This is a genomic window from Amylibacter marinus, from assembly GCF_030160015.1.
Lineage (GTDB): Bacteria > Pseudomonadota > Alphaproteobacteria > Rhodobacterales > Rhodobacteraceae > Amylibacter > Amylibacter marinus.
In genome coordinates, this window is record NZ_BSNN01000002.1 from 853,701 (window position 1) to 868,648 (window position 14,948).

Consider the following 14,948-nt stretch of genomic DNA (forward strand, 5'->3'; position numbering starts at 1 on the left):
CAATAAATTCCTGTATTGTCCATGAGATTTTGCTTTCATTGGCCTCAAAACACCCCTAGATTGTGCTCATGATAAATTCCTTTAATGGCCTAAGCACGACGGCTCGGGCCTCAATTCTGATGATTATTGGCGTCCTATTCTTCTCATTCATGGATGGAATAGCCAAAGGACTTTCTACCAATTTTCACACCCTTGAGATCATTTGGGCGCGCTACTTCTTTCAGTTCCTATTCTCTTGCCTTATTTTGTTACCCAACCTCACCCAATTGATGCGTACAAAATACCCAAAACTGCAGCTGATCCGATCGCTGTTTCTATTTGGCGGCACTATGGGGTTCTTTTTCGCTATTGCCTATATGCCTCTGGCGGATGCCACAGCCATCTTTGAGGTGGCCCCTCTGATCATCACCACGCTAGCTTTTGTGGTTTTGAAGGAGCGCGTCGATTTGCGGCGCTGGATTGCAGTGATAGTTGGGCTTTTGGGGGCGCTGATTATCATTCGCCCAGGTAGCAGCGCCTTTAACATCTATAGCCTCTTACCGTTTTTCGCGGCCTTTTGCTTTGCCTGTTATACCGTATCAACACGCTTCTTAGGCCAAGAGGAAAATCCATGGACCAGCTTTTTGTACACGGGGCTGATCGGCACAATTCTAGCGACACTAATGGTACCCAGCGTGTGGCAAACACCCGATCTGTTCCAATGGTTACACTTAGCGGCGGTTGGGGCATTTGGAATGATAGGGCACTTTTTCTTGATCCGTGCACTATTCATAGGCGAGGCATCATTTTTGGCACCATTCGCCTATATCAGCCTTGCGTTCAACGCGCTGTGGGGCGTGCTGTTTTACAACGAAGTTCCCGATATTTACGTTTTAATCGGATCCGCAATTATTGTAGGTGCAGGGATCATTATTTGGCGCATTGAGACCAAACAAAAGAAGAAAATCATCGTCCCCGCACCGCAATTTTAACCAACATATTCTGTTATGAGCCAGAGCCGGCCAATTTGCGTGCGGCAAAAACGGGGCCTGCGTTATATCCTTGGACAATTAGGGCATAATCGCCGGTTTTAGGCAGATCAAAACTGACAGTAGAGTTTGATTTACCATCCCAGTTGCCAACCCGCGTAAAGCTTTTGACCGTATTCACATAGGAAATCGTGCGACCCGCATTCTCGCCGCGCTTGATCTTAACTGTTTCCATCGGCGAATATTCCACCAAATTCAGAACAGCGCGCCCCAATTCACCGGCATTACTGGCCAGCGAGACCTTGATGGTGTTTCCCTTTTGCGTCCAGCTGACATCTGCCGCCTCGTGCTGGTTTCTCAGGGCTTTCACCGCCTGATTAATCCGCGAAACACTACGGCCAGATCCGCCCGCTACCTCAGCAACACCATTGAAAATCATCTGCGGTGTTACACGACGAGAACGTTTGATGATCTGCGCATTGTAGCGTGCCTGACGCTCACCAAATTTTGCGATAGCAAATTGGTCTTTCCAGCCAAGATAATCCCAGTAATCCACATGCATGCTTAAGGCGATCACATCATCATGTTTGGACAATTTACGCAGTATTTCATCTGCTGGTGGGCAAGAAGAACACCCCTGAGATGTAAAGAGTTCTACCACAATCATGGTGTCGTCGGCCTGGGCCGCGGTTGCGGTTGCCAAAACAGCCGCTGATGCTAGTGTTTTAAAAAAATTCATGCTGTGTCCCACTTCGTCTATCGTTGACCTACCCTAGAAATCTATACGATAAAAAGCGAATAAAGAAAACGCGAGCACAGCGTTACAAAAACCAAACCCACCGCCCGGTACGGGCAAAATAATCCTCGGCTTCACGATCAAATGCCTCGCGCAGCTTACGTTCTTCTGGGGTGATATAATTTTTACCCAAGAAAAAAAACAGCCAAACCGCTGGCAAAAGCGCCTGAACAGATCCCAATAAAACACCCGTGCCGAGAACCAGTAACACCATGCCCAGATACATAGGGTTGCGCGAAATAGTGAACGGGCCGCCCACCATCAGGGTGCTCGGTTTTTGGCGCGGTACAATTGTGGTTTTGTACCTGCGAAACCAGATACCGGGCCATATCAGAAGAACCAGCGAAAGAGTAATCAGCCCATAGGCCAACAGTGGCATATCAAGCAATACAACAGGATAGAGCAAATGCAGCACCACCGCGCAAAAGCTGGCGAAAATGGTCCAAAACGGTGGGATGTTGAAATGTTTTAGGGTCATCGTTTCAAAAAGCACCAATAACTGGTGCTTTTCAAGGGGTAATAAATGAACGCACAAAGATTAGATGTAATCCAATTCATCTTCTTCGTCCTCATTATGCTCGACTTCGTCATCCTCTTCCGCCGCAGCGTCTGGTGCCAATAACAAAGCAGTAAAGTTTAGAGGTTCTGCATTATCTGGGCTATCGGATTCTGGCCCCTCCTCTTCTGGCTCTTCTGGTGGGCGACACCGCCAATAGCTATACTTGCTGTACCCCCAGCGCGAGCCGCCGGCACTGCGAAAATTTGGCTCGGCATTATCTGGGCTATCTGATTCTGGGTCGTCCTCTTCTGGCGAACGGCACCGCCCATAGCTATATTTGCTGTACCCCCAGCGCGATCCGCCAACACTGCGGAAACCTGGCTCGGCGTTGTTTGGGCTGTCTGATTCTGGATCGTCCTCTTCTGGCTCTTCTGGTGGGCGGCACCGCCCATAGCTATACTTGCTGTAGCCCCAGCGCGATCCACCGCCGCTGCGATAGCTTGGCTCGTCATCCTCTTCTTCTTCGTTTTCTTCTTCGCGTTCGCGCCTGTATCTGCGCCCATAGGATTGATAAGAGCTGCGATCCTGCTCTTCTTCCTCACGCCAGCGTTTCCGCCCTCTTCCACCTCTAGAACCATAACCGAAACGGCCACCGCGCATAATTATTCTCCTTGTAATAAAATAAATTCACATATTTGGGCCGCACCAAAAAGAATTGGATGTTCAAAATAATTTAAGAATCAATTTTGGCAGGCTTGCGCCTCAATTTAGACACATTTAAGACATATTTCAAGGCGCCAAAGTGTTAGTGTGGTGATTTTACTCACTAAAAAGCCGATTTTAGCAACCTAGATGCAGTCATAATTTCAACATTTCCACCCCAGATTTAGCTGAATTTAGCCAAATCACGCAAAACATAGTGCAGCACACTGCCCTGCTCGAGGTGTTCAACTTCGACTTCTGTATCGATCCGAGAGCACAGCTCGATATCGATGTTTCCCCAGTGGAATAGGTGATAGTACAGAGGGTAATTGATTGCGGCTTCAGCGTTCCCTCTTGCCCAGAAATAGTCGCGATCTCCTCGCCCGTTAGGCCAAGAGAATTGCGCGTATCCCCCTTAGGGAATTCAAATGAAGCAACACCCATACCCACCAAATTCGCGCGATGATCCCGCGCCATATCGCTCGCCCCCAAATATCGCGCAGGAACACATCCTTGCCATTGTCATTTTGGCCCATGGGATCGCAGGTAAGATTGATATCCAAGGTGCCCGCAATTGCATCAGCCACAACACGGCCGTGGCGTGCAACTTCTCTACATCCTTAAGAACCAAATCGGTGCCGATTGTTCCCTCGGTCATCTCACCGGCAGCTCAAATCCAAAGACCTTAGGGATCGGCCTCGATACCCCTACTCCCCCCCAGCCTTGCACAAAGACGCAGTTCACCATTGTCGTATGGCTATCGGTGCCCACCAATTTACTAGGATAGGCAATTTCACGCGGGTTATTCCCGCCTGTGCGACTCATGTGCCAAAGGCCTTGATATCCTCGGAGGAAATTGTCCTACCACCGTCCTCGAAGCGCACTATGTTTTCCAATATCACCCGTAGCACCGCCGGCGGTTTTGAGAAATCCTCTAATCCCGCCGCCTGAGCAGCAGGGATCGGGTAAAATCTAGCGCCCTCTCGCCAACCTGAAGCGTTCTGCGGGTTCTATTTGTGTCTTGTCTGACAGTCACAGTCATGTTGGATCGACAATATTAAAAGGGTTATATTGCGCCTTCTATAAGCGATACCCCCTTCTCAGGCAAGAAATCCGCCTTGGGAATACATAGATGCGGGCCTCAGGCAAAGCACTGTCGTCAGGCTTCCTTTAGGGTGCGGATTAGGCTATGCCCAGCCCATGAGCCTATTGATGAAAATTGAAAGCCTAACCTGTAGACGTGCAAGTACGCCTATTTTACAGGGTGTAAATTTAGAACTGCATTCAGGTATGATCACCGTTCTGCGCGGGCCAAATGGATCGGGCAAAACAACCCTGTTGCGCCATTTGGCAGGGTTGGGCTCTGATACCCAGGGCCTAGACACCGAGGAGATTGTTTTCAGCGGTCATTTAGATGCCATCAAAGCCACACTAACCGTGGGGGAGAACCTTCGGTTTTGGGCGGGGGTTTATTCTAAGGCGCTTGATCCGGCGATCATCGAGAATTTTGAACTGTCTGACCTAATCGAGCGCCCAGCTGGGCGTCTATCGGCAGGGCAAAAGCGACGCTTGGGTCTGGCCCGTGTTGTTCTCTCGGGGGCAAAGGTCTGGCTATTGGATGAACCGACCGTTTCACTGGATACGGCCAGCACGGATCGATTGGTTGCCCTGATCGCGGATCACTCTGCCCGCGGGGGGGCCTGTATCCTATCCACCCATATTGATCTTGCCCTACCACAGGCACAAATCCTTGATATCACCCAGTTTAAGGCAAGCTCGCAAGAGGCCGATCCCTTCTTGAGTGGGGATTTCACATGATCCCGATTATTTTGCGCGATGTTCAATTGGCCCTACGATCCGGTGGGGGATTTGGCCTAACGTTGGCGTTTTTTTTGGTGCTGGTGATGTTTGTCCCCTTTGGGATTGGTGCGAACCTAGAACTCTTGGCGCGGATCGCGCCGGGCATGCTGTGGATCGGGGCATTGTTGTCCTGCATCCTGTCTCTGGATCGGATTTTCCAACTCGATTGGGAGGATGGCACCCTCGAGGCTCTGGCGACCTCGCCCATTCCGCTGTCGGGGATTGTGTTATCCAAGGCCACCGCCCATTGGATCACCACCGGCCTGCCCCTAACGATGATATCCTTGCCGTTGGGGTATCTGTTAAATCTGCCGCCTGCACAATATGGGCTGGTTTTGCTCTCTTTGCTCTGTGGCACGCCAGCACTATCATTTATCGGGGCCTTTGGGGCGGCCCTGACTGTGGGGGTAAAGCGGGGGGGCTTGTTATTATCGTTGCTGGTGATGCCGCTTTATATCCCCACGCTGATCCTTGGGGCACAATCGGTGGCGGTGGGCACAGCAGAGCCTGGAATCATGCTGGCACTTTTGGCGGCATTATCACTATGCTGTGTGGTCTTCATACCCGCGGTTAGCGCACTGGCACTGCGCGCGAATTTGCGATAAATTCGCCGCATTGACCCAACGGTCCCTTCATTCTATGCCACGACTAACAAAACAGGAAACCTTGCCCAATGTCTTTATGGGAATACGCAAATCCAGCCAAGTTTATGGCGCTTAGCACGCGGGTATTGCCAGCCCTTGCCTGTGCCAGCGCAGTGCTGTTGCTGAGCGGGCTGATCTGGGGCTTTTTCTTTACCCCAGATGATTACAAGCAAGGCTCTACAGTCAAAATCATATTCCTGCATGTGCCCACTGCCTTGATGGCGATTAATGCATGGCTGATGATGCTGGTGGCGTCTTTGATTTGGCTGGTGCGCCGCCACCATGTATCCGCCCTAGCGGCCAAGGCGGCGGCGCCAATAGGCATCACCATGACCTTGATCGCACTGGCCACCGGTGCAATTTGGGGCAAGCCTATGTGGGGAACCTATTGGGCATGGGATCCCCGCCTGACCTCTTTTATGATTTTACTGGTGTTTTATCTTGGTTATATGGCGCTGTGGCGCGCGATCGAGGATACGGATTTGGCTGCAGACCTGACCTCAATCCTTTGCATGGTTGGGTCTGTCTTTGCCTTGCTGTCACGCTATGCAGTGAATTTCTGGTCTCAGGGCCTGCACCAAGGAGCCTCACTCTCGCTGGATAAAGAGCAACATGTCGACAACGCGTTCTACTTTCCGCTGGTTATTTGCATGCTCGGGATGGGTCTGTTGTTTATCACCCTAGTTTTGATCCGTACACGTACAGAGATCCGCTTACGCCGCCTATCTGCGTTACAAAAAAGGACTAGCCAATGATTGATCTTGGGAAATATAGCGAAACTGTACTGGTTTCTTATGCAGTTTCTATCTTGCTGTTGGCGCTATTGATCTGGATCACATTTGCACAATCCAAATCCGCCAAGAAGGCCCTGTTGGCCGAAGAAGCCCGCAACGCGAAGGCCAACGAGAATGCCTAAAATCAATCCTCTATACCTGTTACCGCCGGTTATATTCATCGGCCTTGCTGTGATGATGTTCGTGGGCTTGCAACGCGAAAACCCGAATGATCTGCCCAGTCAAATGATCGGACGCCCGGCACCGACGCTAACCACAACGCCACTTGCCGGCCATGCCATGCTCACGCAGGATGATTTGCAAAAATCAGAGGTGAAGATTGTAAACTTCTGGGCCAGCTGGTGTGCGCCTTGCCGTGTGGAACATCCCAATATTCAAGCCCTCGCCGATATGGGTATAGCGATATACGGGATCAATTATAAAGACAAAGCAGAGCAGGCCAATCAATTCCTGAATTCACTGGGCAACCCCTATGCCAAGATTGGCGCAGATGCAGGGCGAACGGGGCTGGACTGGGGATTATACGGAGTTCCAGAAACCTTTGTTATCGGCCCCGATGGTCGAGTTTTGTATCGTCACGCGGGCCCCGTTACGACCCGCGTGATGAATGACACAATTCTGCCGCTGCTGGCGAATTAATACTCTATCGCATCCATGGCCAAAACGGCGCGCGCTGCCTCGGCGCCCTTTTTGACAAAATGTTTGGTATAAAATTCGATGTGATCTGGCGTCTCCTGGAATTCATGCGGCGTCAGGGATACGGAATAAACAGGCACGCCTGTATCCATTCCTGCGCGCACCAGCCCATCAACCACCGCCTGTGCCACAAATTCGTGGCGGTAAATACCGCCATTCACCACCAGCGCGGCACAGACAATACCGTCGTATTTTCCGGTCTCTGCCAGTTTTTTGGCCACCAACGGCATTTCCAGCGCTCCTGGCACATGGATTTCTTTTACATCGCAACGGCGCTCGGCCTTTTGCATTTCCTCTTCAAACCCTATCTGAGTTTGATCCACAATCGGTGCATGCCAACGGGCCTTTACGAATGCTATTTTAAGGGGTTTTGTCATATTTGGGTCTCCTTCTTACAGACAAAACCCAGAGCGAAAGACAGACGGATTGCGCCATCTGCCCATTCTCTACCATCCAGACTATCACTGTCGGCCAAGGGATTTCACCTTGTCTGCTGACCCCTCACAATGAGGGCGCTCGCGGGCTATCACCGCCGGTGGGGAATTACACCCCGCCCTGAGAATGCGCCGAATATAGCTTGAAAAAATATGTGGTGAAAGCGGAATTTAGGATTGCCGTCGCGTAAAAAACTAGATTTTAAGCCTCTTGTTTTGTCGAACTAACACTGGCAACTTGATTAGACCTATTGGTTCAAAGGTTTTTTGATGTTGCTCCGTTTGAGTATTGCCCTATCGACGATCATCACCGCGATCTTCCTGTCGCTATTTTATCTGCACTACTTTAGGAAGCGTGACTGTTTCAATGCACAAGGGCGTTGTTTCGATCATGAGCATGGGGTGATTTATCATGAACAATCAGGATTGTTCTGGCTATCCGGTGCGATCCTTGTAGCAATTATCACCTTGGTGCTTATCAAGCGATTGCGCCGAAAAAAATTCCACTAACCGCTGAGCCCTGATCATTCTGTATTCAAACAGCCCATTGCCCCCCAGCCCCATTTGCGATACCCAAAACCAAAGTAATGAGGTGCCCCATGTCAGATCAAACCATCACAATTACCCGCCCAGATGATTGGCATTTGCACCTGCGCGACGGCGATATGCTGCGTGGTATTTTGCCCGAAACGGCCCGCCATTTTGGCCGCGCGATCATCATGCCAAACTTGATCCCCCCCGTGGTCAGCGCCGATGATGCCCGCGCCTACCGCGATCGCATTTTAGCGGCGCGCCCAGAGGGATCTGGATTTACGCCGCTGATGACCCTGTACCTAACAGATAGAACCGATCCCAGCGATGTGCGCGCCGCGTTTGCGGACGGTGTTGTGAATGCGGTAAAGTACTACCCCGCAGGTGCCACCACCAATTCCGACAGCGGTGTGACCGATATCAAGAACGTAATGCCCGTGCTGGAAACCATGGCCGAGATAGGGCTAACCCTATGTATTCACGGCGAATCCACCGATCACAGCGTTGATATTTTTGACCGAGAGGCGGCCTTTATCGACACCACCCTTGACCCCCTGCGCCGTGCCCTACCAGAGCTGAACATCACATCCGAGCATATCACCACCAAAAACATGGTGGATTACGTGTTGTCGCAGGATAAAAACCACGGCGCCACCATCACCACCCATCACCTGATGATCAATCGCAACGATATGCTGGTTGGCGGGATCCGCCCGCATTACTACTGCCTGCCGATCGTGAAACGCGAAGAACACCGCCAAGCCTTGCGCGCCGTGGCCACATCTGGAGATTCTCGTTTTTTCCTTGGCACAGATAGCGCCCCCCATGCTGATCCCACCAAAGAGGCCGCCTGCGGCTGCGCGGGATGTTTCACCGCCACCAATACCATATCCTGCCTTGCACAGGTATTCGAAGACGAAGGCGCGCTGGATAAGCTAGAGGGCTTTGCATCTCTGCACGGGCCTGCGCATTACGGTCTGCCCGCCAACAGCGATACCATCACTCTAACCCGCCAAGATACGCCCGTGGACTATCCCGAGACTATCGCAACCGATGCTGGGAGTGTTACTGTATTTAACCCTCTGGTGCCTTTGCACTGGCGGGTGGGCTAGTTATCCACAACTTACCCCCAATTTTATCCAGATAGATTTTTCTGCCACATTATGGCATCCTTGCTCCAGCAATCAGAAATGGGTCATCCTATGAACGAAATTTCTCCAGTGAATGCAGCCCTACCGGCCGAAGCAACCAAAGCAACTGCCCTGCCCCATAACATCGAGGCAGAACAGGCATTGCTGGGGGCATTGCTGGTGAACAATGATGTGTTTGATAAAATCACCAGCATCGTCAAGGATATCCATTTCTTCGACCCTGTACACCAGCGCCTGTTTGAAACGATCTCGATCCGAATTCAGAAAAATGCGCTGGCCTCACCCGTAACCATCAAGGCGTTTTTCGAGGATGATGAAGGTCTGGCTGAATTGGGCGGCCCTGCCTATCTGGCGCGCCTTGCGGGGGCCTCGGTTTCGGTCTTTGCGGCCAAAGACTATGCGCAGATGATTTACGATATGGCGATCCGCCGTGATCTGATTGCAATTGGTGATGAAATTTCAGATAAGGCGGGATCGGTTGATCTGTCCTCTGAACCATCAGAGCAAATCGTCGAGGCCGAACAGCGCCTCTATGCTCTATCCGAGCAAGGCCAAGTCGAAAGCGGATTTCAAAGTTTCCTAAAGGCTGTGACGGATGCGGTGAATGTGGCCAACACAGCCTATCAACGCGATGGTGGCATGGCGGGGATTTCAACAGGCCTTGATGATATGGATAAAAAGCTGGGTGGCCTGCACCGCTCTGATTTGCTCATTCTTGCGGGGCGCCCCTCGATGGGCAAAACATCTCTGGCCACTAATATCGCCTTTAATATCGCCAAGGCCTATAAGCTGGGCCGCCTGCCCGATGGGTCAGATGGCGCGGTAGATGGCGGCGTGGTCGGGTTTTACTCGCTAGAGATGTCCGCAGAACAGCTGGCGGGGCGTATCCTATCGGAGGCCTCCGAAGTGCCCTCGAACCAAATCCGCTCTGGTGACATGACCGAGGATGAGTTTCGCCGTTTTGTACAGGCCGCGAAGGATTTGGAAAATTGCCCGCTGTTTATCGATGACACGCCCGCCCTGCCGATAAGCCAGCTGGCAGCACGTGCGCGACGCCTCAAACGCACCCATGGTTTAGATGTGTTGATTATCGACTATCTGCAACTGGTACGCCCAGCATCGGCCAAAGACAGCCGCGTAAATGAAGTATCCGAAATCACCCAAGGCATGAAGGCCATCGCCAAGGAATTGGATATTCCCGTGATTGCCCTATCTCAGCTGTCGCGTGCAGTAGAAAGCCGCGAAGACAAACGCCCGCAATTATCAGACCTGCGCGAATCCGGTTCGATCGAGCAGGACGCGGATGTGGTGATGTTCGTGTTCCGCGAGGAATACTATAAGGAGCGTGAGAAACCAGGTGACCACGAGGCCGAAAAGATGGTGGGCTGGCAGGAAGAGATGGAGGCCCTACACGGCAAGGCCGAGGTAATCATTGGTAAGCAACGCCACGGCCCCATCGGCACAGTTGATCTATCATTCGAAGGGCGCTTCACCCGCTTTGGTAATCTGGTACAGAAATGGCAACAGGGCCAAGACGACCAAGGTTTTTAATCCCTTGGCCCGTTCGACTATTTCAAATTAATCGGCAATCCACTGGGCACCACAACCGGTGCGCCCAGCCGAGAAATCTGGCTGATCGGATCGGTAAGCGTATGTAAAAAGGCCTCGATGCTGTTCACATCCGTATCACTCAGCTCTGTTGTGCCCAGCTCGTTGGCCATGGCAATGGCATTGGAATCCCACAGATGCTCCATAACGCGCCAATCCCCTGCCCCCTCTAGATCCACCATACGGGCCTCGTTTGGCTGATAATTGCGAAAGGCGGTTACGGGATCAAGGTGGTGACGTATAATCCCCTGAAGAGTGGAATACGCGCCCGTATGCCCATAGGGCGCCGTCAGGGCAATGTTGCGTAAACTGGGGGTTAAAAAGCGATAGTTATCAATCTCTTGCCTCGTAATCCCCCCACGGCCTAAATCCGCCTGAAGGGTCATGCCCTGCCCTTTACCCGGGCCAAACTGTGGCATGGCAATGGCATGGAATTTATGGTCTGTCTGATAGGCACCACTGTGACAGTCCGAGCACCCCGCTTCGCCATAAAACAGCTGAAATCCGCGATACTCGGCCTCGTTAAAGACCGCCTCGCCTTGAATATAGTGATCAAAGGGGCTGTTATCTGCGCGAAATTCAAACTCAATATAGGCCCCAATAGCATTGGCTATATCTACATAGGACAAATCACGCATCTCGCCATTTACCTTAGCGAAGCCATCAGCATATTCTTTGATGCCCTGCACGCGGTCTGCCAAGATTTGCAGCGCCGCAAGTTTAGACTCAGGGGTGCCGGGCCGCAGCGCACGAGAGATCTCGTTCTCATCATCGTGTCCGGCCATTTCATCCTCTGCCAATACCGGCAAAAAGGCCTGTGCAGCGGCGATGCCCTGAACGCCCGCAGGCATCGCAGCACCAAGGGGGTGGTTAAATCCGCTTACACTGGTTTCATCGATAGACAGACGTCCATCATGGAACACAACGCTAAATTCCGGATCGGCTAGATTGTAAAGTGCGGGCGCATTGCGCGGGATGCGCTGCTTGGGGATATTTCCATCCAGAACACGGCGTTGCATCCCAACACCCACCGCCCCATCACCAAAGCCCAGCGATAGACCATCTGAGCTACCGGTACCAAGCCCATGGCAGGTGGCACAAGAAATCTCTTTGCTGCCGCTGAGAATCGGGTCAAAGAACAAATTACGCCCAAGCGAGACCTGAACCTCGGCGATATCGACCTGAGGCTGGGGGGCAGACTCGGGGCTATTTTCCACCTTAGGCGCGAAATAACTAAAGCCAAGCAGGTAAATGAATGTAGCGCCAAGCAATAGGCCAAAACCAAAGCGTTTGAAAAAATCGGGCATCAATAACTCGCAAAAATTTGTTCCCGCCCCGCATAGCAAAAATCGCAACCGGGTTCAAATCATTGCACAGCATCGATGTTATTTTTTCGGCTTTACCCCACGCCCAGCAGACTTGCGGTAGCGCCCCTCTAGGTGCTTGTTCAGCTTGGTCACTTTTTTCTCTTTTTTATCGGCATAGGGATTTTTATCCGACTGACTGCGCATGAACACCCGAATCGGCGTGCCGGGCATGTCGAAATCTTCGCGCATACCATTCACCAAATAACGCGAATAGCTGGTGGGCAAAAGATCAGGATGAGAGCACATGATCACGAAGCTGGGCGGACGGGTTTTCACCTGTGTCATATAGCGCAATCGAATGCGTCGCCCACCCGGTGCGGGCGGTGGATGCGCATCCAGCATATCAATCAGCCAGCGGTTCAGGGCGCTGGTGGATATCCGGCGGTTCCATATTTTATGGGCCTGAAGGATCGCGGCATGTAATCGATCCATACCCCGCCCCGTTTTGGCAGAGATGGTAACCAAAGGCGCTCCGCGCAATTGTGGCAACAGGCGGGTGAACTTCTCGCGGATGTCTTTCAGCTTTTCTTGCTTCTCGTTTTCGATATCCCATTTATTGACCGCTACGACTACCGCGCGCCCCTCGCGCTCGGCCAGATCAGCAATGCGCAAATCCTGTTGCTCGAACGGGATCTCTGCATCCAGCAGGATCACAACGACCTCAGAGAATTTAACCGCCCGCAATCCATCAGACACCGATAGCTTCTCTAGTTTTTCCTGCACTTTGGCCTTTTTACGCATACCTGCGGTATCCCACAAACGCATAGGAACCCCATCCCATTCGTGGTTGATGGAAATACTGTCACGCGTAATCCCCGCCTCTGGGCCGGTTAACATGCGGTCTTCGCCCAGAATCTGGTTGATCAGTGTGGATTTACCCGCATTCGGGCGCCCAACCACCGATAATTGCAGCGGTCGGCTTTTGCTAAAGGTGATCTCTTCGCCGTCATCATCATCGTCCAACGCCTCGATGACCACGTCCGTTTCCGGTTCGATCTGACGGCTTTCAAATTCTTTTGAAATCGGCATCAAGACCTCTTGTAGGTCAATCATACCCTCGCCGTGTTCGCCAGACAGACGAATAGGTTCACCCAAGCCCAGACTAAAGGCATCGTAATAGCCTGTCTCACCGGCATTGCCCTCTGCCTTGTTGGCCACCAAAATAACGCGCGCCGATTTCTTGCGCAAAATTTCCGCAAACACACGATCCGCAGGTAAAACCCCAGAACGCGCATCAATCATAAACAAACACACATCGGCCATATCAACCGCGCGCTCGGTCAACATACGCATGCGCCCCTGTAGGGATTCATCCGTGGCCTCTTCTAATCCAGCGGTATCAATGATGGTGAATTTGATCGGCCCCAGCTTGGCATCACCCTCGCGCAGGTCGCGCGTAACCCCCGGCTGATCATCCACCAGCGCCAAACGGCGCCCGACAAGACGATTAAACAGGGTTGATTTTCCCACATTGGGACGTCCAACAATTGCAAGTGTGAAGCTCATGGATCCGCGACCTTTGATATAAGTCGCCCCCCATAACGGATAAAAACCCTATTGAAAAGCGATCAGTTGCCCTTTGGTCGATATCACATACATCCGACCAGCCGCCACCACAACCTGTGATGCGGCACCGCCGGGCAACTCTATGGTCGAAACCAATTGCCCATTTGCTGGATCAAACCCGCGAATGACGCCATCGCTACCGGCAACATATAGAATACCCCCCGCCAAAACAGGGCCGTAGTGGCCATAATTGCCCTTGAATCTCTTAACGGATTTAAACAATGGTAAATCGACATCCCAAACCTGCGCACCGTTCGCCGCATTCAGGCGCTTTAACTTCAGCTCGTCAGTCACCACAAACAATGAATTCCCCGCAGGCCATACCGGCCCCACGGCGCCTTCTTTCACTGTCCAGTTGCGTGTGCCCGCGGTGCGGTCGATGGATACCAGCCGCCCAGAATAGGTCCCCGCATAAAGCGTGTTTCCCTGTACCACCGGATCACCAGAAACGGCAACTATACTGCTTTTGGAATGGCCGACGCGCCGCCCTGATATGGCCTGATTCCACTGCCCAGCACCGGTATTTAGATCCAGCGAGACAACCTCGCCACTGCTATAGGCAATGATGGCGGAACGATCCGCAATGGCAGGGGTGCCCGTGCCTAGAACCGCCGCGCCGCTGGCACCCGAGCTCTGTTGCCACAGGATGCGCCCATTGCGCAGAGCCAACCCGTAAGCCTTGTTATCGCGCGCAACGGCCACAACCACATTGCCACTCATCACGGGCGCAGACCCGATAGAGGCCGATACCCGTTGACGCCAGCGAATATCCCCAGATTTGGCCTCTAACAACAAAACCTCGCCGTCGGCGGTGGTTACAGCCAAATTATCGCCAGCTATGGCCAATCCACCGCCAGATGCGGCTAGCCGTTCGCGCCCTTTGCTGCTGATTTCGATCGATACCGATTGCTTCCACAATATTTGACCACCCAAGGACACCGCCGTGACGGTATCGCTGGAATCCATTGTAAAAATCCGCCCACCCGAGACAATCGGATCAGCGCTGATCCGTTGGCCATTGCGATTGCCCGCGCCGATATCCACGGCCCAGATTTTCTGTAATTGGCGCCCCAAGCTTGGGTGATGCAAGGCATGCTGGGCATTGCCGTTACGATGTGTCCATTGGTTATTGGTGGTGGCCGCGGGCAAGACCAATGCGGGCGGCTGATCCATGATTTCAATCGCCTGTGGATCCTGACCATCACGCAATCCCAGGCGCTCACCTGCTAAAATTTCTTCTTTTTCGCCACAGGCGGCCAAAAGGCCCAGCCCCAGACCAAGCAGAGTGAGAAATTTTAGATGCATGATATATCCTTTTATCAATCTCAACCG

17 protein-coding genes, 1 pseudogene and 1 riboswitch are annotated in these 14,948 nt (G+C 52.3%); of the genes and pseudogenes, 9 read left to right on the forward strand and 9 right to left on the reverse strand.

What is annotated here, in order from left to right:
* Positions 1–68 precede the first annotated feature (68 nt).
* Positions 69–971, forward strand: a complete 903-nt coding sequence (locus QQL62_RS05030) for a DMT family transporter (RefSeq protein WP_284376617.1) — start codon at positions 69–71, stop codon at positions 969–971.
* Positions 972–984: 13 nt separating this feature from the next.
* Here the strand turns inward: QQL62_RS05030 and QQL62_RS05035 are convergent, their stop codons facing one another.
* From QQL62_RS05035 to QQL62_RS05055, 5 genes and pseudogenes are all read right to left on the reverse strand, one after another.
* The gene (locus QQL62_RS05035; protein WP_284376619.1) at positions 985–1,707 is read right to left on the reverse strand and encodes a DUF1223 domain-containing protein; all 723 of its coding nucleotides are present in this window, start codon (positions 1,705–1,707) and stop codon (positions 985–987) included.
* Positions 1,708–1,789: 82 nt separating this feature from the next.
* Entirely contained in the window at positions 1,790–2,242 is a 453-nt protein-coding gene (locus QQL62_RS05040) for a methyltransferase family protein (RefSeq protein WP_284376621.1), read from the reverse strand.
* Between the two features lie 60 nt (positions 2,243–2,302).
* Positions 2,303–2,923, reverse strand: a complete 621-nt coding sequence (locus QQL62_RS05045; protein WP_284376623.1) for a hypothetical protein — start codon at positions 2,921–2,923, stop codon at positions 2,303–2,305.
* Positions 2,924–3,351: 428 nt separating this feature from the next.
* Complete coding sequence (locus QQL62_RS05050) at positions 3,352–3,552, reverse strand: hypothetical protein (protein ID WP_284377208.1); 201 nt, start codon at positions 3,550–3,552, stop codon at positions 3,352–3,354.
* A pseudogene (locus QQL62_RS05055) lies at positions 3,552–4,007 on the reverse strand (aconitase family protein); the annotation flags it as partial. The pseudogene QQL62_RS05055 and the gene QQL62_RS05050, both read right to left, overlap by 1 nt.
* A gap of 170 nt (positions 4,008–4,177) precedes the next feature.
* On the opposite strand from QQL62_RS05055, the gene ccmA reads away from it, so the two are divergent.
* The 5 genes from ccmA to QQL62_RS05080 all read left to right on the forward strand — a co-directional run bounded on the left by ccmA (position 4,178) and on the right by QQL62_RS05080 (position 6,902).
* Positions 4,178–4,783, forward strand: coding sequence for a heme ABC exporter ATP-binding protein CcmA (gene ccmA, locus QQL62_RS05060; protein ID WP_284376626.1), 606 nt, complete (start codon positions 4,178–4,180; stop codon positions 4,781–4,783).
* The gene (ccmB, locus tag QQL62_RS05065; RefSeq protein WP_284376628.1) at positions 4,780–5,430 is read left to right on the forward strand and encodes a heme exporter protein CcmB; all 651 of its coding nucleotides are present in this window, start codon (positions 4,780–4,782) and stop codon (positions 5,428–5,430) included. Before ccmA ends, ccmB begins: the two co-directional genes overlap by 4 nt.
* A gap of 68 nt (positions 5,431–5,498) precedes the next feature.
* Positions 5,499–6,224 (forward strand): heme ABC transporter permease, encoded by a 726-nt coding sequence (locus tag QQL62_RS05070; protein ID WP_284376630.1) that lies wholly within the window; start codon positions 5,499–5,501, stop codon positions 6,222–6,224.
* Positions 6,221–6,385, forward strand: coding sequence for a heme exporter protein CcmD (ccmD, locus tag QQL62_RS05075; RefSeq protein ID WP_284376632.1), 165 nt, complete (start codon positions 6,221–6,223; stop codon positions 6,383–6,385). Before QQL62_RS05070 ends, ccmD begins: the two co-directional genes overlap by 4 nt.
* Entirely contained in the window at positions 6,378–6,902 is a 525-nt protein-coding gene (locus QQL62_RS05080; RefSeq protein ID WP_284376634.1) for a DsbE family thiol:disulfide interchange protein, read from the forward strand. Before ccmD ends, QQL62_RS05080 begins: the two co-directional genes overlap by 8 nt.
* Here QQL62_RS05080 and QQL62_RS05085 read toward each other — a convergent pair.
* Entirely contained in the window at positions 6,899–7,336 is a 438-nt protein-coding gene (locus QQL62_RS05085) for a 6,7-dimethyl-8-ribityllumazine synthase (protein ID WP_284376637.1), read from the reverse strand. The two genes, QQL62_RS05080 and QQL62_RS05085, sit on opposite strands and share 4 nt — an antisense overlap.
* Positions 7,337–7,396: 60 nt before the next feature.
* A riboswitch (FMN riboswitch) is annotated at positions 7,397–7,526 on the reverse strand.
* Positions 7,527–7,663: 137 nt separating this feature from the next.
* Here QQL62_RS05085 and QQL62_RS05090 point away from each other — a divergent pair.
* The 3 genes from QQL62_RS05090 (at position 7,664) to QQL62_RS05100 (ending at position 10,626) form a co-directional block, all read left to right on the forward strand.
* Complete coding sequence (locus QQL62_RS05090) at positions 7,664–7,903, forward strand: hypothetical protein (protein ID WP_284376639.1); 240 nt, start codon at positions 7,664–7,666, stop codon at positions 7,901–7,903.
* Positions 7,904–7,992: 89 nt separating this feature from the next.
* Positions 7,993–9,036 (forward strand): dihydroorotase, encoded by a 1,044-nt coding sequence (gene pyrC, locus QQL62_RS05095; RefSeq protein ID WP_284376640.1) that lies wholly within the window; start codon positions 7,993–7,995, stop codon positions 9,034–9,036.
* A gap of 90 nt (positions 9,037–9,126) precedes the next feature.
* Positions 9,127–10,626 carry a replicative DNA helicase gene (locus QQL62_RS05100; RefSeq protein ID WP_284376641.1) on the forward strand — a complete coding sequence of 500 codons (1,500 nt, stop codon included), beginning with the start codon at positions 9,127–9,129 and terminating at the stop codon, positions 10,624–10,626.
* A gap of 17 nt (positions 10,627–10,643) precedes the next feature.
* On the opposite strand, the gene QQL62_RS05105 is transcribed toward QQL62_RS05100, so the two are convergent.
* The 3 genes from QQL62_RS05105 to QQL62_RS05115 all read right to left on the reverse strand — a co-directional run bounded on the left by QQL62_RS05105 (position 10,644) and on the right by QQL62_RS05115 (position 14,921).
* Positions 10,644–11,990, reverse strand: coding sequence for a cytochrome-c peroxidase (locus QQL62_RS05105; RefSeq protein WP_284376643.1), 1,347 nt, complete (start codon positions 11,988–11,990; stop codon positions 10,644–10,646).
* Between the two features lie 78 nt (positions 11,991–12,068).
* Entirely contained in the window at positions 12,069–13,556 is a 1,488-nt protein-coding gene (gene der / locus QQL62_RS05110) for a ribosome biogenesis GTPase Der (RefSeq protein ID WP_284376646.1), read from the reverse strand.
* A 48-nt stretch (positions 13,557–13,604) separates the two neighbouring features.
* Positions 13,605–14,921, reverse strand: a complete 1,317-nt coding sequence (locus tag QQL62_RS05115; protein WP_284376648.1) for an outer membrane protein assembly factor BamB family protein — start codon at positions 14,919–14,921, stop codon at positions 13,605–13,607.
* Positions 14,922–14,948 lie beyond the last annotated feature (27 nt).